Here is a 20477-nt window from a genome sequence, read left to right as displayed (position 1 = left end):
TTAAGTGTTAAAATACAACTTATTATATTTGTAAAAATAAACCTGAAACTATGTTGAATAAAATATTTTTGACCTTAGATAAATTAATAAATAAAGCTAAAAAAAATGAAGCTTTAAAGCTTTTCAAACAAAATTCTAAATCTAGAATTTCAAATGATTTTAAATTGGGAATTAATAATTTTTATGACATTTCTTCATCAGCTCATATCAACATAGAAGAAAATGTAACTATTAATGAATCAAATTATTTGACAATTAAGAAAGATGCCAAGTTTTCAATAGGTAAGAATACATATATCACAAGAGCTACGATTTCGTGTTTAGGAGAAATAGCAATTGGAGAAAATTGTATTTTAGGAGAAGGAATGAAATTGTTTGATCATAATCATCAATATACAAAAGAGCCATTTTCTGTTTCTAAAACAGATTTTAATATTGGTTTTATTAAAATGGGTAATAATGTTTGGACTGGAGCTAATGTTGTAATCTTAAAAGATGTTACGATTGGCGACAATGTAATCATCGGAGCAGGTTGCGTCATTCATAAAGATGTTCCATCAAATTCTATTATTGTGAATAAACAAGAACATCTTGTAAAATCATTATAAAATGAAATTTTCTATTCTAATTGCGCATTATAATAATTGGAATTATTTCCAAGAGTGTTATCAATCGATCAAAAATCAAACATATCAAGATTATGAAATTGTAATTGTTGACGATTGTTCAACAGATGATTCGTTTCAAAAACTGAAAGTTTTAGCAGAGAAAGATAATAAAATAAGACTCTTTCAAAATTCAGAAAATAAAAAGGTAGGTTTTACAAAACATCGTTGTGTTGAAGAAGCTAATGGAGAAGTTTGTGGATTTTTAGATCCTGATGATATGATTACGGTATCTGCTATAAAAGAAGTAATGAATTGTTATCATAGTAATCCGCATATTATCTCGACCTATTCTAAAATTAAGTTGATCAATGAAAAATCTGAAGAAATAGGAGAATTTAAGAATACCTTAAAAATAAAAAATGGAGATAAATTATTTTTTAATATAAACTTTGAAGTTGCCCATTTTTTTACATTTAAGAAAGAATTTTATGATAAAACTGAAGGTATTAATTCGTTTTTAATAATTTCTGAAGATCAAGATCTGTATTTAAAATTATACGAAGTAGGTGAGTTTTATTTTATTGATAAAATTCAATATTTATATAGAATTCATTATAAAGGCATATCTCAAAACAAAGGAAAAACAGCTCAACAAAAATTAGATTGGCATACAGTTTTACTAACTACATGTAGAAGAAGAAATATTTCGGTTTTATATGGCAAAAAAGTTGAATCAATAGAAAATTTACCTCGCTTTATTTTTGATCAAGAAAATACGTTCTTTAAAAAGTTAAAACGAAAATTTTTATGATCACCATAATAATAAAATCCTTCAATCGTCCATATTATTTAGATCGATGTTTACAATCAATTTATACTTGTGTAAAAGGTAATTTTGAAATTAAAATTTTGGATGACGGAACGCCTAAAAAATATTTAGATTTAATTCAATTGAAATATCCAAATGTTAATATTATTACTTCTAATCAATATTTGGACAAGATTCAAGCTATAGAGAATAATATCAATAATGGGAATAAAATTGATGGCTTTACAATACCAACAGATTTGTGGTATAATGAAGTTAAATCTTCGTCAGATTATGTTTTGGTTACGGAAGATGATGTTTGGTTTACTAAATTTATCAATATTGATGAGGTTGTAAGAGAAATGAAATCTTTTTCAATTCCGTTATTAAAGTTGGGGTGGTTAGGAAATTATTCGGATGACAAAAATTTGATAATAGATAAATTATCAGATGACCTAAATCAAGCTCAACCTCAAAAATTATTTACTTCAAACAAATTCATCATGGATATGTTTATGTACAACAAATACAAATTCTTTACAGTTTTATATAAATTAGGATTGGTTGATAATAAAACTAAACGGAAATATTGGTCTTTAAACTCAATTTTAATGGGCTTATATCAAAAAGACTATTGGTTAGCAATTTGGGCAGATGCCAAAGGAAAAGTTGATGAAAAGCAACAATTAAGAAATGCTGCTGCTTGGTATTACAAAAATAAAAAGGCAATTTTTGCAAGAACTAATCAAGAGGTTCTAAAAACCACCTTCAAATCATCTGCAACAGGTTCATATCACGAATATGGAAATCATTTTGATGTGAATCGAATGAATTATATTTTGAACGAAGCTTGGTTAAATAACGAGTTTGATGCCATGCAAAATTATCCAAAAGACTTTTCTGATGATTATATCAAATCTTTTTTAGATAAAGAAAATCATCCAGATGCACAATATGATGAATGGTATAAATGGGCAGAAAAGTTTCGTCAACAATACAGAAATTTGGGAGCGGAAGTAGAATAGATTATGAAAGACAATAAATTATTTTTTCCTGCTTTAACGGGGTATCGAGCTATAGCAGCTTGGATTATCTTTATTTACCATTTTTTTCCTTTTAATAATCCAAATTTCCCTATTTTTTTAAAAAATATTATTGGAGAGTTTCATTTTGGTGTTGATTTGTTTTTTGTGCTTAGTGGTTTTCTAATCACTTACAGATATTTTGATCAAGCAAAAATTGATTTTAAACAATACATGGTAAATAGATTTGCTCGGATTTATCCTATGTATTTTTTGATGACAATTTTAGTGTTTTTAGTTGGTTACATTAAATCTCCTGAGTGGTATATGGATAAAACAATTGAATTTGTTTTATCTATTACAATGCTAAAAGCTCTATTTACAAAGTATTTTTTAAGTGGAGTTCCCCAAGGATGGACTTTAACACTTGAAGAACTATTTTACTTCACAGCACCTTTTTACTTTATATTGATAAAGAAGTCTAAGAAATGGTTAATTATAATTCCAATTGTAATTTTACTTTTTGGAATGGGGATAAAAAGTTTGTTCAATACAGAAAATAATATATGGGGCTTTTTACAGTCTAATATTTATGTATTTATTTTTGAGTTTTTCTCCGGGATTCTTTTAGCAATTCTAATAAAATCAAAACCGATTAAATTTAAAATAAATTGGGTAACTTATTTTGGGTTATTAATGTTAATTCTGTATGTATCTTGCTTACAATTTCTAAAACCATATTTTAATTTTAAAGCTGATATAATAAGAAGCATTGAATTAATGATTTTATCAATTGTGGGAATTGTACCACTTTTATGGGGATTGATTAATGAGCAAACTATAATCCAGAAATTTTTATCATCAAGATATATGGTTCTTTTAGGGAAAAGTTCTTATATATTTTATCTTATACATAAAGGATTTATTCCAATTTTTATTAATGATTATCTTACTTCAAATAAATTATTACTCTTTATTTTATTAAATATCATCTCTATATTGATGTACATTTATTTAGAAGAACCTATTAATAATTTTATTCGAAAGAAGTACAATACCACAAAAAAACCTCAACGTAGTTGAGGTTTTTTTTCTATAAAGATTAATCTTATTCCTGAATTAAAAGTCGGAATCCTTCACCGTGAATATTCACGATTTCTACTGCTGGATCTTTCTTCAAATACTTACGTAATTTCGCAATATATACGTCCATAGAACGTGATGTAAAGTAATTATCATCATGCCAAATACGTGTTAAGGCAATCTCACGAGGCATTAAATCATTTTTGTAAACTGCCAATAAACGTAATAATTCGTTTTCTTTTGGCGAAAGTTTTTGTGATTTACCATCGTAAATTAATTGTCTCAATTTTGCATTGAACGTAAACTTACCAATTTTGAAATCTTCTTGTTCAAATTTTTCTTCTTCGCCAGAATTACGTTGTAAAACAGCTTTTATTTTGTACAATAAAACTTCCGAATCAAATGGTTTTAAGACATAATCGTCTGCTCCAATTTTGTAACCATTCAAAACATCCTCGCGCATGTTTTTCGCTGTTAAAAATATAATTGGTTGTTCACTTTTTAGTTCTTTGATCTCTTTTCCTAATGTAAAACCATCTTTTTTAGGCATCATTACATCAAGGATGCATAGATCATAATCACTTTCTTTAAATTTGGCAAGACCGTCCTCACCATCGATTGCGTGCGTTACGTCAAAATCGTTTATAACCAAATAATCCTTTAATACACTTCCGAAGCTTGGATCATCTTCTACTAAAAGTAATCGTTGTTTATCACTCATTGATCTATGATTTTAGAGGAATTTTAATGATAAAAGTACTTCCTTTTCCTGCTGAACTTTCTGCCCAAACTTGTCCGCCGTGAAGCTGAACAATTTTTTTGACATAAGCCAACCCAAGTCCATGACCTTTTACATTGTGTATATTTCCCGTTTCTTCTCTATAAAATTGTTCAAATATTTTTTTCAGAACGTTTTGCGACATACCCATTCCTTTATCAGAAATTTCAATTAAAAAATTGTTGTCTTTGTTGTATGTTTTTACTCTAATCTCCGGTGTGTTTGGAGAGTATTTTCGAGCATTATCCAATACATTAATAACGATATTCTCTAAATGGAACGGATCTCCTTTTACAAATGATTGTTCTGCATTGTATTCTTCAAATATTGTACCATTTCTTTCTTCTACAATAAATCTTATCGGCTCAACACTTTTTTGTACAATGCCATTCAAATTTACTTCCTGAAAATTCATATCCATTTGATTGCGATCAAGCTTCGACATTCGTAAGACCATCTCAACGTGAGCATTCATACGTTTGTTTTCTTGTTTGATCAAATCGGCATAATATTTCACCTTTTCGGGATCAGTAAATATCTTTTCATTACGCAATGCATCAGACGCAATATTAATGGTTGCAATAGGCGTTTTGAATTCGTGCGTCATATTATTGATGAAATCTGTCTTGATTTCCGAACTTTTGCGTTGCAATTGCATGTAATAAATTGACAAGGAGAAAACCGTAATGATAATCATGGTTAAGATAAATGTCAATGAAATAACTGGAACAGTTGGTGCAACAATGGCTAAATTTCTGTTAACAAAATTCGCTGCCAGATAATATTCGATATGATCCTTTCTATCCAAAAATAGTGGAACCATAAACTCGATTTTATTGCGATCGAAATCTTTTGATTTGACATTTGTTTCTGTCGAATCTTTTTTCAAAACTGCCAAAATTGGCATTGCTTGATGAATTCCTCTGTTACGTAATTCGTTTTTCAATATCGAATCTAACATCGCATAATTCACACGTTTGTCGATTGGCGTAGAACCAGCATCCCAACGCGCAGCACTTTCCAGCGTAAATGTTCCGTCTTGTAAAGCGTGCTCAAAATTCAAATTCAGATTTGGAATTCCTCTTGCAGAAGAATCTTTGTCTATTTTGAAAACGCGTTCTTGCGAATAAATATTCGCTTTCGTTAAGCTGTCATTGTATTTTCCAGATGACGGCAACATCGATTTTTCGACCACATAGCGCGTTACATAAGCGTACGTTACACCAAGCGAATCTTTGATGACTTGATTGGTTACAACTTGCGGTTTATCTTTATTTGATTTTAAATCAGATTGTATATTATTGAATTTCTTATAATAACGCTCTAATTCGTTTTTATTTATTTTCTCAGTTGTATAATTCATCGCTTGGTACACATTGTTGTTAAAACTGTCTGTACCATTCTGAATTGTCAAGTTTAGCCAATAGAATTGAATAATTATCAATCCTATAAGCGCAACACTCATGATAACGATTAAGATTTTATAAAATCCTTTTTTCATTTATTTTTTATTGAATGATTAAAAATAGTTTAATCTTTTCTAATTTCTATCTTTTTGTTAAAATTTGGACGATTAAATCATTTTTTTGATTTTGATAAACGTTTGTTCCACTTCATTTTTCAAGTGAGCTAAATCGCCATTATTATCAATAATAAAATCTGATTTAGCAATTCGTTCTTCGTCCGAAATCTGATTGTTTATTCTTGCAAGAATTTCTTCTCGTGATAAACCATCTCTTTCTATAGTTCGTGCAATTCGCGTTTCTATATCGGCCACTACACTTATCACAACATCGCAATCTTTGTAACTACCACTTTCTATTAAAATGGCAGCTTCTTTCATTACAATATCCGATTTTTGAGCTTTTTTCCAATCCTCAAAATCTTGGAAAACTGCTGGATGAACAATTGAATTTAATAGCTTCAATTTTTCATTATTCTGAAAAACTTGTTTTGATAGATATGGTTTATTCAAACCATTTTCATTGTACGCTTCTTCACCAAAAGCTGCAATAATTTTAACTTTTACTTCAGAGTTTTCATTCTGAATCGTTTTCGCTCTTGTGTCAGAATTATATACCGGAATACCTAATTCTTCGAAGAATTTTGCCGCTGTACTTTTGCCAGAGCCTATTCCGCCAGTAATTCCTGCTACAAAAGGTTGGTTGTTTTTCATGGTTTGAAGTTAAAAAAATGCCGAAGAATAATTCCTTCGGCAATCAGTTAAATATATGTTAACCTTAAACTTAGTTTTTTTCTTCAACTGCTTTTTCTGATTTCTCAGCTTTGTCAGTCGTTTTTGAATAACGTGCAGCAGTTAATTCACGAGAAATTGCAGCCTTTTCAAATTTAATTTTTCCAGCTCCAGTTTCGATGATAACAGCGTCGTCATAAATTTCGTTGATTTTCCCGTGAATTCCAGAAGTTGTTACAACTTGATCACCACGTTTGATATCCGTTTGAAATTGTTTTTCTTGTTTCGCTTTCTTTTGTTGAGGACGAATCATGAAAAAGTACATAATTACGAACATCCCTCCGAACATCAAAAGCATAGACATTCCTCCGCCTTGTGCACCAGCTTGTAAAAAGATTGTTTGAATCATTTTTATATTTTATCGATTTAATACTTATTGTCCAAATGCTTGTTGCGCATTTTGGTCATTTGCAGTAGCTCCAACAACGTTTGCAGAAATGTCAAATTTCTCGTGACCATTTGTTGTATTAGTTACTAAAGTTACTGTTTTTTGTTGCTTTCCGTTCATGTTTCCAGCTGTGTACACAACTTTGATAGAATCTGTAGCTCCTACTGCAATTGGAGTAGAAGGGAATTCAGGAACAGTACAACCACAAGTTGCAGACGCGTCGCGAATAACTAATGGAGATTTACCATCGTTTTTGAACTTGATATATGTTTCTACTTTATTGTTAGCTTTTACATCTCCAAAATCGTGATTTGCTTCTGCTAATGTTAAAACTGGAGCTGTAGCTGGATCTACAACATTTTCAGCTTGTTGAGCTGTTTCTTCAGCTGTAAAATTATCGCTAGCTTTTTTCTCTCCACAAGAGCTGATTGCGAATGATAATGCAAATGCACCTAATATAAATAATTTACTTTTCATTTTTATAATTATTTGTCTTAGTCAAAATTAAGAAAAAATAGTGATTATAATAAACCTCTACCGTATTTTGGTAAATTATTATTGTCTTTTAACTCTTTTAATGTTTTATCTAAGATTCCGTTAACAAAAACACGCGATTTTTCTGTCGAATAACTCTTCGCTAATTCCACATATTCGTTGATTGTAACTTTTGCAGGAATATTTGAGAAATATAAAAATTCTGTCAAAGCCATTTCTAAAATAATCAAATCGATTGTCGCAATACGATCTAATTCCCAGTTTTGAGCTTTTTCATCAATAATTTTTCTTGTTTCTGCTTGGTAACGAATAGTTTTACGGAATAATTCTTCAGTAAATTTTTTGTCATCTAAATCTTTGTAAACTTTGAACAAAGAAATCAACGGAGAACTATTTTGACGGAACGATTTTATCGTTGTATGTAACATCGCATTTGCAATATGTACATCGTCTGCCCATGTAATTTGAATTCCCTCTAAGTAATCGTGCAAATCTTCATATTCAGCAATAAATTCTACGAAAAAGTTCAAGATAAATTCTTTGTCTTCCTCAAAAGAATGTTTGTCGCTGCTCATATACGTTTTATACAATTCGCTTTCTGTCAAATTTTTAAAGATATTGTTTGGATAAGAATCATAAATATCCCAAAGTAAAAATTTGTTGTCAGTAGAATAACGAGTTAATTCAAGATTTTGTTCAATAATTTTGAATACTTTATTCTGAACAAATTTTAAATTTGGATTTAAATCTTCTTGGGTTGGAAAGTTTTTTGATTTTGCAAGTTCAATTTTATGCTCTGCAATGTCCTTTTGAACTTTAATCAAATTTAGGAGATAAATGTACAAATCGTAGATTTGATCGATACTTTTCATCATATTTTTCTCGACCGCTCTTTCTTCGCCTTCAGTTCCTAAACTATTGTAAGCATAGATATTCTGCATTACTTTTTCGCGTAGTTGTCTTCTTCCCAACATAATTTCAATGATATAACGTCTAATAAATTGATGCAAAGGTAAAAAAAAGAATGTAATTTTGTTTTGTGAAATCATTACAAAAGTTAAATAAATTTTTATGGAAGTATAAATGGAGAATATTTTTGGGCTTCATTTTTACGATTTGTGCCAATTGGGTACAGGTTTATTCCGTTACATATATTAGAGAAGCAATCAATACAGTTGAAGAATTGCTACGAAATTTTAAGAAGGAAGGAACAGATAATCTCGATCTTTTGAAAGATGGTTTGATGTATGCCAGTTTGGCTTTTTTCTTTTTTAAAGTTTTGGGAGGAGTTTTGACGGTTGGTACACGACAAATGATTATTGTGGCATCGCGTTATATTGAGTTCGATTTGAAAAATGTGATTTACGATAAATATCAAAAATTATCGTTGTCCTTTTATAAAAAACACAAAACGGGCGATTTGATGAATCGGATTACAGAAGATGTCGGATTGGTGCGTATGTACCTTGGACCTGGAATTATGTATCCGATTGATTTGGTGTCACGAGTAGTTATTATTGCATATTTTATGTTGCAAATTGATAAGCAATTAACGCTTTATACATTAGCTCCTTTGCCTATTTTATCATTGTTAATTTATAATGTTGCACGAAATATTAACAAGAAAAGTAAGCGCGTACAAGAACAACAATCTACGATTTCGTCGTCTGTACAAGATACTTTTGCTGGAATTCGCGTGATAAAATCATTCAATTCAGAAGAATTTATAAAATCTAAATACGAAGTAGAAGCAGACGAATATCAGAAACGTGCACTTAATTTAGCTCAAATTCAGGCAGCCTTTGGCCCTTTGATGGTTGTTGTAGTTGGTGTGAGTAATTTGGTGATTTTGTATTTGGGAGGAGTAAAATATATAGAAGGAACAATGGATATTGGTTCTATTGCTCAATTTTTCCTTTACCTAAATATGTTAATTTGGCCATTTACTTCCTTAGGTTGGATTACGATGGTTGTACAGCGTGCAGAAGCGTCGATGTTTCGTATCAACGAATTTTTGAATGCTGAAACAGATGTAAAAGAGAAACAATTAGTCAATCATGAAGTAGAAGGTACAATCGAATTTAAAAATGTGACGTATATCTACGAAAACACTGGAATTAAAGCGTTGGATAATGTTTCGTTCAAAATTAATAAAGGTGAAACTTTAGCGATTCTTGGAAAAACTGGTTCAGGGAAATCGACAATTGCTTTGTTAGTTGCGCGTTCGTTGGAACCAACTTCTGGTGAAATTTTGATTGATGGTAAAAATATTCATGATATTAATGTAGAATCTATTCGAGAAGAAATTGGTTATGTTCCGCAAGAAGCTTTCCTTTTCTCGGATTCGCTAACCAATAATATTTTGTTTGGTTCTGACGATACAGATGAGCAAACGGCTGAAATTTTTGCGAAGAAAGCTGTTGTTCATGATAATATTGATCGATTTAAAGAACGTTACGAAACAGTTGTTGGTGAACGCGGCGTTACGCTTTCTGGAGGTCAAAAACAACGTGTTTCTATAGCTCGTGCATTGGTGAATGATCCACAAATATTAATCTTTGATGATAGTTTGTCTGCTGTAGATACCGAAACCGAAGAACAAATCTTAAATAATTTATCTTCTGAGATTAATGGTAAAACAACCATCATTATTACGCATCGTGTGTCTTCTGCAAAGCGCGCTGATCAGATTTTGGTTTTAGAAGATGGTCATGTTTTAGAAAATGGTTCCAACAGCGAATTATTAAATAAGCATGGTTATTATTATGAATTGTACAATAAACAACTGCTAGATTAAGTTTATTCATAGAGATTTAATAAAAAAAGAGAAAATATTTGGTTAAAATGTTGTTGTTTTCTTAATTTTTTTTAGATTTGTTAGGAAACATTTAACAATTAAACTCTATTTAGACTTATGAATGATTTTGAAAACCAAGAAAAGGTGGATGCAGAAGGAGTCTTTTCAAAGGTATTAAGGGCTGGAAGAAGAACTTATTTTTTCGATGTTCGCGAAACAAGAGCAGGTGATTATTACTTGACGATTACAGAAAGTAAAAAAAATACGCAGGACGATGGAAATGTGTATTACAAAAAACATAAAATCTACTTGTACAAAGAAGATTTTGAAAGTTTCAAAGATATGTTAGACGAAACGACCGATTTTGTTTTTGCACAAAAAGGCCAAGAGGTGATTTCGGAAAGACATCAAAAAGATTTTGATCCAAAAAATAAAGTTGTGGGTAAAGACGAAACACAAGTTGAATCTTTTACCAATATCGATTTTGACGATATATAGACTTTACTAAATATGCGTAAAAAGAAACCTCCGCTCAAATTATTGAGCGGAGGTTTTTATTTATTTAATTTTTTATAAATCTCAAAAGAAAAATTTCTATAAAAATCTTCTGTTAAAAATTGATTAAGCCCATATTGTTCATAGATATTTTTATTCAAATCTAATGGCAAGCCTAATTGATGCCCATAATACAAATGAAAATCTTTTATTTTATTATTTTCAATCATATAATCAATATACTTATCAGTTTCATCGTATTTATTTGATTCTTCTTTTATTCGTATTAAATTCAAAACAGAATTTTCTTCATAAAATGTAATTTTAACTTCTGCTTTACTTTTTTTGAAATAATTTGTAGCTTCAATTTTTGAATTATATTTTTTGATTTTAGTCTGAATAGAATCATTAATAAATAATTCAAAAGAATCAACTAATTTGTCTTCATTTTTATCAATTAAACGTGAATTAATTTTAAGATTAGAAAATTCAGAATTTGCATTTGGTAAAACTGAACTCGATTTACAATTGAATGATATAGTAATTATTAATAATTGTAGAGTGGCGTATATGTATTTCATTTTTGAATGTGTTAATAGCTTCAAAAATAATCATTTTTAGTAAAATTATTTAATTACAAAATGTCGAGCTGAATTTATTCTTGTGGGATTCTGAAATAAGTTTAGAATGACAATAAATCACAAAAAAACCTCTCAAAAGAATCCTTTGAGAGGTTTGATATATTATAAATAAGTTAATCTTAACCTACTAATTCTTCTACTTTATCAGCAGCATCTTTTAATGTGATAGCAGAGTGAACAGCGAAACCTGATTCATCAATCATTTTCTTAGCGATTTCTGCATTTGTTCCTTGTAAACGAACAATAATTGGCACATTAATTTCGTCACCCATATTGTTGTAAGCATCTAAGATACCTTGAGCAACACGGTCACAACGTACAATACCACCAAAAATGTTGATTAAGATAGCTTTTACGTTTTTATCTTTTAAGATAATACGGAAACCTTTTTCTACACGCTCAGCATCAGCAGTACCACCAACGTCTAAGAAGTTTGCAGGATTACCACCAGATAATTTGATGATATCCATAGTTGCCATTGCTAATCCAGCTCCGTTCACCATACACCCAACGTTTCCATCTAATTTTACGAAGTTTAATCCCGCTTCACCAGCTTCAACTTCTGTTGCATCTTCTTCTCTTGTATCACGTAATGCAGCAATATCTGGATGACGGAATAATGAGTTGTCGTCGATAGTAACTTTCGCATCTACTGCGATAATTTGATCGTCAGATGTTTTAAGAACTGGGTTAATTTCGAACATAGAAGCATCAATTGCTACATATGCGTTATATAAAGCGGTGATAAATTTCACTCCTTCTTTGAATGCGTTTCCTGATAAACCTAAGTTAAAAGCAACTTTACGCGCTTGGAAACCTTGGATTCCTACAGTAGGATCAATTTCTTCTGTAAAAATTTTATCTGGAGTAGACTCTGCAACTTCCTCGATATCCATTCCACCTTCTGTAGAATACATAATCATATTTTTACCTGTTGCACGGTCTAATAATACAGATACATAATACTCTTCTGTTTGAGATTCACCAGGATAATACACATCCTCTGCGATTAACACTTGATGTACTTTTTTCCCTTCGGCAGAAGTTTGAGGTGTAATTAATTGCATTCCGATAATATCGTTTGCTCTTTCTTTCACCTCGTCCAAGTTTTTAGCAAGTTTTACTCCGCCTCCTTTTCCACGACCACCTGCGTGTACTTGTGCTTTTACGACATGCCAACCTGTACCAGTTTGTTCTGTTAATTGTTTAGCAGCTTCTACAGCTTCTTCTGGTGTAGTAGCAACGATACCACGTTGTACTTTTACACCATATTTACTAAGAATTTCTTTTCCTTGATATTCGTGAAGATTCATTTTTTTTGATTTTTCAATTACAAAAATAAAAATATTGTTGATGTATTCTAAATTTTGCCATATTAATTTTATCAGCTTATGCTAAAAAAGTGGTTAATATTGTTTATTTAGAGGTTACAAGATACGAATATTAATGATTTAAAAAGTCAAAACAATTGTTATATAATTTTTAAATCGTACAAAGTACACTAAAAATTGTTTGTTTTGGGTTTAAAGCATTTTCGACGGAGGATTGATTTTATAATTTTATCAATAAAAAACCGTCAATTCTAGTGAAATTCTATTCTCGATACAATTTTTTATCATTTCATTTCTAAAAATCACTCGAACTGACGAATTTTAATTCAAAAAAAACTTATCACTTATGATTTAAGACTTAGTACTTAATTCATATCTTTACCTCATGATAAAAGCAGAAAATATTGTTAAGAAATTTGGTGAATTAGAAGTGCTAAAAAATGTTTCTTTATCGATTGCAGAAGAAGAAATCGTTTCTATCGTTGGTGCTTCTGGAGCAGGAAAAACAACTTTGCTTCAAATTTTAGGAACATTAGAAAAAAGTTCTGAGCCAAAGAAATATAATACTTCTATTCAGATTGCGGGACAAGATATCACGAAGTTAAACGATCGCGATTTATCTAAATTTCGTAACGAAAACATTGGATTCATTTTTCAGTTTCATCAATTGTTGCCAGAATTTAATGCAATAGAAAATATTTGTATTCCAGCTTTTATCAAGAAAACAAAAAAAGCAGAAGCCGAAAAACGTGCAAAAGAGTTGATGTCTTATTTAGGACTTTCGCAACGTTTGACGCATAAACCGAATCAACTTTCTGGAGGAGAACAACAACGTGTAGCAGTTGCTCGTGCACTAATCAATCAACCAAAAGTTGTTTTTGCTGATGAACCTTCTGGTAATTTAGATTCTAAAAATGCTGAAGAATTACACGAATTATTTTTCAATCTTCGAAACGAATTTGGGCAAACTTTTGTCATTGTGACGCATAATGAAGAATTAGCAAATATGACCGATCGAAAATTGGTGATGGCTGATGGTTTGTTTGTTGATAATATGTAAAATCTTTTCGATTAAAATGATTTAATAAAATAGGATACATTTGTAACTTCTAAGAATTATTGTTTTTAATGTTTAAGAATTTACTGTTTTTTGTTCTATTACTTACTACTCCTTTTTTATCTGCCCAAAATATCGATCCGCAAAAATTGAATGATGAAATTTCAGTTTTAAATGATCAATTCAAATATGAAGCTTCTTTATTAAAGTTAGAAGAAGTTATTACGGATAAAAAATCTACACATTATGACATCTTTAATGCTTATATACAAAGATCTTTAACCTATAAAAGGTTATATAATTATCCTGAAGTTGCGCGCAATTTAGAATTAGCAAAAGAACATTTGGATGAAGTGAACGATAATAAGCTGAAAGAAATAGGTGAAGTACGCTTGTTGGTAGAGCAATTATTTGTTGCTTTTGATAATCAGAAATGGGAAGATGTAGATAAAGTATTAAAGGAAATTTCTACAAAAGACTTGTCTTTATTAAATTCTGAAACTCAATTATTCTATTATAATGTAATTGCAACATTACAAATGCGAGAGAAAGATTTTGTTAATGCAGAAAAAACATTAAACCATGCGATAGAACTTGGCAAAATAGATAATCCGAAACATGTTGCAGCCGTTTATATAAAACTAATTGATTTAGCTGAATTTAAAAAAGATACTCAAATGGCTGAAAAAGTATTTGATAACGCTATTTTTTATTCAAAAAAATATAAAATGTTGATTTATGAAAAGTTTGTTTATTACATTATGAGTCACTTTTATGCAGAGATAAAAGATTTTGAAAAAGCATATTATTATCAGAAAATAGCTGTAGAACTTACTTATAAATATAGTACCAATACTTTTAATGGTAAATTAACTATTCTTGATAAAAATTTACTTGACAAGCGAAAAAATATTGAAATTGATTACGAGAAAAAAATTCGTTATTTACTTATAACTTGCTTGATTGCTGTTGTTGCATTTCTTGTTGTAGTGATAAAATTATATAATTCGAACAAAGAGAAAAATCGATTTATACAAAGAGAGAATAATAGAATGCGAATTGAGTTAGAGAATTTCATGAAAGAATCTCACGAAAAAGGAGAGCATTTACTTCGTATAGAAGATTATAATTTAACAGAAAGACAATTAGAGATTATTGAACTTGTAAAACAAGGAAAAACAAATAAAGAGATTGGCGAAGAACTTTTTATTTCTGAAAATACCGTAAAATATCATTTAAAAATTATTTATAAAGCTTTAGGAATAGATAATCGCTTAGGATTGAAATTCTAATTCTCTATATATTATACTTCTTAGTATATTTGCTAAATGACAGAAATAAAGGATTTTTTAGACGAAAAAGTTCTTCAATATAATACATTAGACTTTATCGATTCTGATCCAGTACAGATTCCGCACAGATTTTCTGCGAAAGAAGATATCGAAATTGCAGGGTTTTTAGCGGCAACAATTGCGTGGGGAAATCGTAAAATGATTATCAATAATGCGAATAAAATGATGCAATTGATGGGAAATTCGCCTTACGATTTTGTGATGAATTTCTCTGAGAATCATTTAAAGAATTTGGATGGTTTTGTTCACAGAACATTTAATAGTGAAGATTTGAAATTTTTCATGCAATCGCTTCGTAATATTTATCAAAATCATGGCGGATTGGAACAAGTTTTTGCAAAACATCAAACTTCAGATTCGATGCAAGCATCAATCTCGAATTTCAAACAAATTTTTTTCGAGATAGAGCATCCAACTCGTACAACTAAACATATTTCAGATCCGTTGAATAATTCGGCTGCAAAGCGTATCAATATGTACTTGCGTTGGATGATTCGTGATGACAAACAAGGCGTGGATTTAGGGATTTGGAAATCCATTCCAACTTCTATTCTTTCGTGTCCTTTGGATGTGCATTCGGGAAATGTTGCACGAAAATTAAATATTCTGACTCGAAAACAAAATGATGCAAAAGCATTGAAAGAACTTGATACAAAATTGCGAGAAATGGATGCAAATGATCCTGTTAAATATGATTTCGCTTTATTTGGTTTGGGTGTTTTCGAAGGGTTTTAACTGAACTGAAAATAATTTTATTTAGAAAAATTAGAATTAAATTCGCTAAAAATAAGTTTGTATGAAAGAATTGAATGAAATAAAATATATCGAACGTTTACCTGTTGTTTCGACTGAAAAAACGCCTCTTTTTGTGCTGATACATGGTTATGGAAGCAACGAAGAAGATTTGTTTTCGTTTGCACAAGATTTGCCACAGAATGCGCATATTGTAAGTGTGCGTGCGTTGCATGATATTGTGTATGGCGGATATGCGTGGTATGATATCAATTTTGTGAACAATGAAAAATGGATGGATGAAATGCAAGCAATAGAATCTCGTAATAAATTGGTTGAATTTATTGATGCAATTGTTCAGCAAGAGAATTTAGATGTAGCAAATGTAACATTGATGGGCTTTAGTCAAGGTGCAATTTTGAGTTATGCGATTTCGCTAAATAATCCAGAAAAGATTAAAAATGTTGCAATTTTAAGTGGTTATCCAGAAGCTAAAATTATTGGAGATTTTGATCAATCTAAAGATTTTTCGAATTTAAATTTCTTTGTTTCGCACGGAACAGAAGATGTTGTATTGCCAATTGAATTAGGACGAATGGGTGACGAGTTTTTAAAATCCTTGAATATTAATTTTGAATACCACGAATACAGAAGTGGACACGGAATTGTTCCTCAAAATTACTATGATTTGATGGATTGGATCAAAAGATTTTAACATAAAGCTGAATTTAATTCAGCTTCTCATTATTATAAGATATTTAAATAAATTTAACTTCTATGGCGTCGCCGTGATATTCCTTGAACGAGGCGTCATAGAATTCGATATTCGTATAACGAAATAATAATTCGGTAATTTCTTTTTTCAGAATTCCTTTTCCGTAACCGTGAATTAAAATCAATCGAATTTGACTTTCGAACATAGCACGTTCCACCTCATTTCGAGCAACATCTAATTGCGTTTGTATAATTTGCGCATTATCCAAATCACGCCAATTATCAACCAGATTTTCGATATGCAAATCAATTTCTCGCGTTAAATACGGATGACGATGAGATTTGCGAAAAGTCTTAAACTTTGGTTTCGAAAATTCTTTGATTTCCTCATCTCGATATTCTTCATAGTCAATCTCAATATCTTTGATGATTTCATCTTGATGATACTCATATTCAAAACCAAACTCATCATTAAAGTAAACAAAATCACCTTTCAATTTGGTAATTGTTCCCGAAATATTATCATCTATCACTTTAACTTTTGTTCCAATTTTGAACATTTTCTACTTTTTCTGCAAAATTAAGAATTATTTTATGAGTTTTTAGATTGTTGTATTATTCAATTCAAACTCAATGTTGTATTTTTGTTTATTAAACTAACCAAATGTCAAATCAACCTAGAAAAATAAAAGTACTTTTTAGGCTTCGTTCATTAGAAATGGGTGGGGTTCCAAGAGTAGTTTTAGATTTGTTGCGAAACTTACCAAAAGATAAATTCGATTTTACTTTGATGCTTAACTTGTATCAAGGCGAATTGATTAAAGAAATTCCGACTGATATAAAATTAATTGTTGTAGAAAAAGGAAAAGAACAGATGAGTTCTAATGGTTTTATACAGAAATTACAATTAGTTTGGCGACGATTGAAGTTAGAAGTTTATGATAAATTTCCTTCAATTTTATACAAAATAAAAGTTCCAGAAAAATATGATATCGAAGTTTCGCCTGGTTATGCGGAATTTGATATGGTGTTAAATTCTCCTGATAAAAAATCAAGAAAAATAGGCTGGTTTCATACTGATGTTGGCTATGATAAAGATCAACAGCGAGTTTTGAGTAGAATTGAAAAGATGAAACGTTTTGATTTTATGATTTTTGGTTCGAAACAAACACGTCAAGTAATCGAGGATTTGTATCAAGTTACCTATCCAAAATCGACTGTTATTTATAATGTGATAAAAGTGGATGAGGTTTTGAAAAAAGCCGAGCTTTTTGAACATTCTTATGAAACAGATTTACCTGTTTTTTCGTCTATGGGACGACTGCATCATCGCAAAGGATATCATACATTGATGAAGGTGCATAAACGATTATTAGACGATGGTTATAATCATAAAATAGCGGTAATTGGTGGAGGAAACGAAATGGAAAATTTGATCAATCAACGTAAAGAACTAAATGTTGAAGATTCTTTTTTATTGTTAGATTCTCAAACCAACCCTTATCCTTATATCAAGGCATCTGATTATTTTATTTTGCCAACACAATCCGAGTCATATCCATTGGTTATAGGTGAAGTAATGTGCATGCGAAAACCAATTATTTCGACAAATGTAGGTGGAATCGCAGAAATGATTGATGATGGAGTAGATGGAATTTTAATTCAATATAATGAAGATGAAATGTACGAATCGATGAAATCTTTTATGACGAATCATGATTTGGTTCAAAAAATTATTGAAGGAACTGAAAATGCGTACAATAAATTTGATGAAAAAGAGATTTATCGTCAAGTTTCTGAAGTTTTCGAACAGCAATATCAAATCAAATTAGAGAATGAGTGAGGTTAAAATTACCATTGTCACGCCTTCATATAATCGCGCGCATACGTTGGCACGTGTGTATGATTCGTTAAAAAATCAGTCGTTCAAAGATTTTAAATGGATTATTATGGATGATGGTTCTATCGATCATACCAAAGAAATGATTGAAAATTTTCAATCAGAAGGTTTAATTGATATTGAATATTTCTGGAACGAAAATCAACATAAATTCATTACTGTTTTTGAAGGAATTAAAAAAGTGAAGTCTAAATATTTTATGATTGTAGATTCGGATGATTCTTATCCTGAGAATGCTTTACAAACATTATTTGATGAGGTAGAGAAAATCAAAAACCAAGACGAATATATTTCTGTAATGGGATTGTCGCAATATACAGATGGAAAAATCGTTGGTAATCAATATCCAAATAACGGATTTGATGGTTCAATTTTCGACATGCGTTACAAGTATAAAGTGCGTGGAGATAAGTTTGGAATTTTTATAACAAAGACTTATCAACAATTGTTGAAAAACTTTGATTATTCACCTTATAAAAGCAAAGGTTACATTCCACAATCAGTATTTTTTAACACCTATGATGCTGATGGAGTGAAGACTAGATTTGTGAATAAAGTTGTTCGTAACTATCATTTGGATGAAGAAGATGCTAATTCTGTTTCGAATACACGTTGGACGGGAAAAAATACTTTTGGTTTGATGGAAGGTTATCGTTCTTTTCTAAATTCTTATGGAACAAAACTTTTTGGATATCCAAAAGCTTTAATTCGTAATTTGGTTGGATATCAAGTTTATTCGATAATTAATCATCGAAATTTATCAGAAATAAACAAAGGATTGAAACAGTTTAAATTGTTGTCAATATTGCTTTATCCGTTGAGCTTTATTTATTTTAAAATAAAATAATCATATGACCAACCAACCCAAAAAAATACTATTTGTTTATTACAAGCTTTTCAAGGCTGGGGGAGTTGCACGCGTATTAGTTTCCTTGGCGAACGAATTAGTGGAGAAAGGTTATGATGTTTCAATTGTGATTATGATCAATGAAAAAAGTAGCTTTTTTGAATTAGACCATCGAGTTAAGATTATTGTAATTGATACTTTTTCGCATTGGGGATTTCAAAAAATTAATGTTAACTTGAATAAGTATTTTCCAAAATTGCCCTATAAAAATAACATCAAAAACTATGTGTACGATTTCGGTCAATGGGAAATGTTACATAAATGGATGAACAAGAATGGTCAAAATTATGATGTAATTATCTCAAGTTGGTATAAATTATCTTCTCAATTAGCATTGAATAAAAAAGTAAGAGGAAAGACAATTGCTTGGGAACATGCAAACTTCGAAGTAGGAGGGAAATTATGGAAAGATTCTTTACGAAAACATTACAAAAATTTGAAAGGTGTTGTTTGTATTAACTCCAATTCTTTAGAACATTATAAAAACATTCATAAAAATGTTCATTTGATTCCTAATTTGGTAGGAGAGCCTTTCGAATCTTTTGATGAAAGTTTGATTGATCAAAAAGAAAATACATTAATTTATGTTGGTCGATTAGATGCGGATAAAAATGTTGGTGAATTGATTGATATAGTTAATGAAATCAATTTAAAAGATTTTAAATTTAAGATTATTGGAGACGGACCATCTAAGAATGAGTTAGAAAATAAAGTGAAATCTATTGAGGTTTTAAACGATAAAATTCTATTTTTAGGCAGTCAAACTATTTCAGAAATTTTTCAAGAACTTTCGAAAAGTAAAATTTTTCTTTTTACAAGTAAAACGGAATGTTTACCAACGGTTTTGATTGAAGCAAATTTAACAGCTAACGCATTGATTTCTTATAACTGCAAGTATGGACCTTCTGATATTGTGAATGAGAAAAATGGTTTTTTAATTCCAATGAATGATAAACAATTTTTTAAAGAAAAATTACAATACTTAATTGATTATGAAGAGGATTTAGAATTACTCAATAAATTAAGTGGAAAAAATTCAGGAAAGTGGAGAAAAGATCTAATTATTAATCAATGGAATTCATTAATTGAATAATAATTTTATATGATTAGTAAAC

Annotated in this window: 22 protein-coding genes; 13 read left to right on the top strand and 9 right to left on the bottom strand. The window is 30.0% G+C overall.

Going from position 1 to position 20477, the window contains the following annotated elements:
• The first annotated feature begins 50 nt into the window (after positions 1 to 50).
• From HXZ74_RS09145 to HXZ74_RS09130, 4 genes are read left to right on the top strand one after another with little or no spacing between them, the layout of a single operon-like run.
• Positions 51 to 608: an acyltransferase gene (locus tag HXZ74_RS09145; protein WP_286474957.1), complete on the top strand. Its 558-nt coding sequence runs from the start codon at positions 51 to 53 to the stop codon at positions 606 to 608.
• 1 nt (position 609) lies between these two features.
• Positions 610 to 1419 (top strand): glycosyltransferase family 2 protein, encoded by an 810-nt coding sequence (locus tag HXZ74_RS09140; RefSeq protein WP_286474955.1) that lies wholly within the window; start codon positions 610 to 612, stop codon positions 1417 to 1419.
• A complete protein-coding gene (locus tag HXZ74_RS09135) occupies positions 1416 to 2441 on the top strand; it encodes a glycosyltransferase family 2 protein (RefSeq protein WP_286474952.1) in 1026 nt (341 codons plus the stop codon). The genes HXZ74_RS09140 and HXZ74_RS09135 overlap by 4 nt, the downstream gene beginning before the upstream one ends.
• Positions 2442 to 2444: 3 nt before the next feature.
• On the top strand, positions 2445 to 3521 hold the full coding sequence (locus tag HXZ74_RS09130) for an acyltransferase family protein (protein WP_286474950.1): 1077 nt from the start codon (positions 2445 to 2447) through the stop codon (positions 3519 to 3521).
• Positions 3522 to 3546: 25 nt separating this feature from the next.
• Here the strand turns inward: HXZ74_RS09130 and HXZ74_RS09125 are convergent, their stop codons facing one another.
• From HXZ74_RS09125 to nusB, 6 genes are all read right to left on the bottom strand, one after another.
• Complete coding sequence (locus HXZ74_RS09125) at positions 3547 to 4242, bottom strand: response regulator transcription factor (RefSeq protein WP_019974263.1); 696 nt, start codon at positions 4240 to 4242, stop codon at positions 3547 to 3549.
• Positions 4243 to 4246: 4 nt separating this feature from the next.
• Positions 4247 to 5800, bottom strand: a complete 1554-nt coding sequence (locus HXZ74_RS09120) for a sensor histidine kinase (protein ID WP_286474948.1) — start codon at positions 5798 to 5800, stop codon at positions 4247 to 4249.
• A 72-nt stretch (positions 5801 to 5872) separates the two neighbouring features.
• Positions 5873 to 6475 carry a dephospho-CoA kinase gene (gene coaE / locus HXZ74_RS09115; protein WP_286474946.1) on the bottom strand — a complete coding sequence of 201 codons (603 nt, stop codon included), beginning with the start codon at positions 6473 to 6475 and terminating at the stop codon, positions 5873 to 5875.
• A gap of 70 nt (positions 6476 to 6545) precedes the next feature.
• Positions 6546 to 6902 carry a preprotein translocase subunit YajC gene (yajC, locus tag HXZ74_RS09110; protein ID WP_125350678.1) on the bottom strand — a complete coding sequence of 119 codons (357 nt, stop codon included), beginning with the start codon at positions 6900 to 6902 and terminating at the stop codon, positions 6546 to 6548.
• Positions 6903 to 6926: 24 nt separating this feature from the next.
• Complete coding sequence (locus HXZ74_RS09105) at positions 6927 to 7418, bottom strand: DUF1573 domain-containing protein (RefSeq protein WP_114998927.1); 492 nt, start codon at positions 7416 to 7418, stop codon at positions 6927 to 6929.
• 44 nt (positions 7419 to 7462) lie between these two features.
• Positions 7463 to 8485 carry a transcription antitermination factor NusB gene (gene nusB / locus HXZ74_RS09100; protein WP_280061845.1) on the bottom strand — a complete coding sequence of 341 codons (1023 nt, stop codon included), beginning with the start codon at positions 8483 to 8485 and terminating at the stop codon, positions 7463 to 7465.
• Between nusB and HXZ74_RS09095 the strand changes: the two genes are divergently transcribed.
• Together HXZ74_RS09095 and HXZ74_RS09090 are read left to right on the top strand one after the other, a co-directional pair.
• The gene (locus HXZ74_RS09095; RefSeq protein WP_038331126.1) at positions 8476 to 10233 is read left to right on the top strand and encodes an ABC transporter ATP-binding protein; all 1758 of its coding nucleotides are present in this window, start codon (positions 8476 to 8478) and stop codon (positions 10231 to 10233) included. The genes nusB and HXZ74_RS09095 overlap by 10 nt on opposite strands.
• A 117-nt stretch (positions 10234 to 10350) precedes the next feature.
• A complete protein-coding gene (locus HXZ74_RS09090) occupies positions 10351 to 10731 on the top strand; it encodes a PUR family DNA/RNA-binding protein (RefSeq protein WP_280049754.1) in 381 nt (126 codons plus the stop codon).
• 56 nt (positions 10732 to 10787) lie between these two features.
• Here the strand turns inward: HXZ74_RS09090 and HXZ74_RS09085 are convergent, their stop codons facing one another.
• Complete coding sequence (locus tag HXZ74_RS09085) at positions 10788 to 11309, bottom strand: hypothetical protein (RefSeq protein ID WP_286474944.1); 522 nt, start codon at positions 11307 to 11309, stop codon at positions 10788 to 10790.
• 179 nt (positions 11310 to 11488) lie between these two features.
• Positions 11489 to 12682, bottom strand: coding sequence for an ADP-forming succinate--CoA ligase subunit beta (gene sucC / locus HXZ74_RS09080; protein WP_286474942.1), 1194 nt, complete (start codon positions 12680 to 12682; stop codon positions 11489 to 11491).
• A gap of 403 nt (positions 12683 to 13085) precedes the next feature.
• Between sucC and HXZ74_RS09075 the strand changes: the two genes are divergently transcribed.
• From HXZ74_RS09075 to HXZ74_RS09060, 4 genes are all read left to right on the top strand, one after another.
• On the top strand, positions 13086 to 13760 hold the full coding sequence (locus HXZ74_RS09075) for an ABC transporter ATP-binding protein (protein WP_280062067.1): 675 nt from the start codon (positions 13086 to 13088) through the stop codon (positions 13758 to 13760).
• A gap of 68 nt (positions 13761 to 13828) precedes the next feature.
• Complete coding sequence (locus tag HXZ74_RS09070) at positions 13829 to 15049, top strand: LuxR C-terminal-related transcriptional regulator (protein WP_280062066.1); 1221 nt, start codon at positions 13829 to 13831, stop codon at positions 15047 to 15049.
• Positions 15050 to 15085: 36 nt separating this feature from the next.
• The gene (locus HXZ74_RS09065) at positions 15086 to 15844 is read left to right on the top strand and encodes a TIGR02757 family protein (RefSeq protein WP_280062065.1); all 759 of its coding nucleotides are present in this window, start codon (positions 15086 to 15088) and stop codon (positions 15842 to 15844) included.
• Positions 15845 to 15905: 61 nt separating this feature from the next.
• A complete protein-coding gene (locus HXZ74_RS09060; RefSeq protein ID WP_280062064.1) occupies positions 15906 to 16556 on the top strand; it encodes an alpha/beta hydrolase in 651 nt (216 codons plus the stop codon).
• Positions 16557 to 16599: 43 nt separating this feature from the next.
• Here HXZ74_RS09060 and HXZ74_RS09055 read toward each other — a convergent pair whose 3' ends face one another.
• Positions 16600 to 17115, bottom strand: a complete 516-nt coding sequence (locus tag HXZ74_RS09055; RefSeq protein WP_114998950.1) for a DUF8465 domain-containing protein — start codon at positions 17113 to 17115, stop codon at positions 16600 to 16602.
• A 104-nt stretch (positions 17116 to 17219) separates the two neighbouring features.
• On the opposite strand from HXZ74_RS09055, the gene HXZ74_RS09050 reads away from it, so the two are divergent.
• Genes HXZ74_RS09050 through HXZ74_RS09040 form a run of 3 tightly spaced genes read left to right on the top strand, consistent with a single transcriptional unit; the run spans position 17220 to position 20455 of the window.
• Positions 17220 to 18398 (top strand): glycosyltransferase, encoded by a 1179-nt coding sequence (locus HXZ74_RS09050; RefSeq protein ID WP_286474941.1) that lies wholly within the window; start codon positions 17220 to 17222, stop codon positions 18396 to 18398.
• Entirely contained in the window at positions 18391 to 19302 is a 912-nt protein-coding gene (locus HXZ74_RS09045) for a glycosyltransferase family A protein (RefSeq protein WP_286474939.1), read from the top strand. Before HXZ74_RS09050 ends, HXZ74_RS09045 begins: the two co-directional genes overlap by 8 nt.
• A gap of 4 nt (positions 19303 to 19306) precedes the next feature.
• Positions 19307 to 20455, top strand: a complete 1149-nt coding sequence (locus HXZ74_RS09040) for a glycosyltransferase (protein WP_038335288.1) — start codon at positions 19307 to 19309, stop codon at positions 20453 to 20455.
• Positions 20456 to 20477 lie beyond the last annotated feature (22 nt).

Origin of the sequence: Empedobacter sp. R750 (assembly GCF_030324345.1) — a bacterium.
Classification (GTDB): Bacteria; Bacteroidota; Bacteroidia; order Flavobacteriales; family Weeksellaceae; genus Empedobacter; species Empedobacter falsenii_C.
The sequence above is the reverse complement of the archived record's forward strand: the minus strand, read 5'-3'. Positions and strand labels throughout refer to the sequence as shown.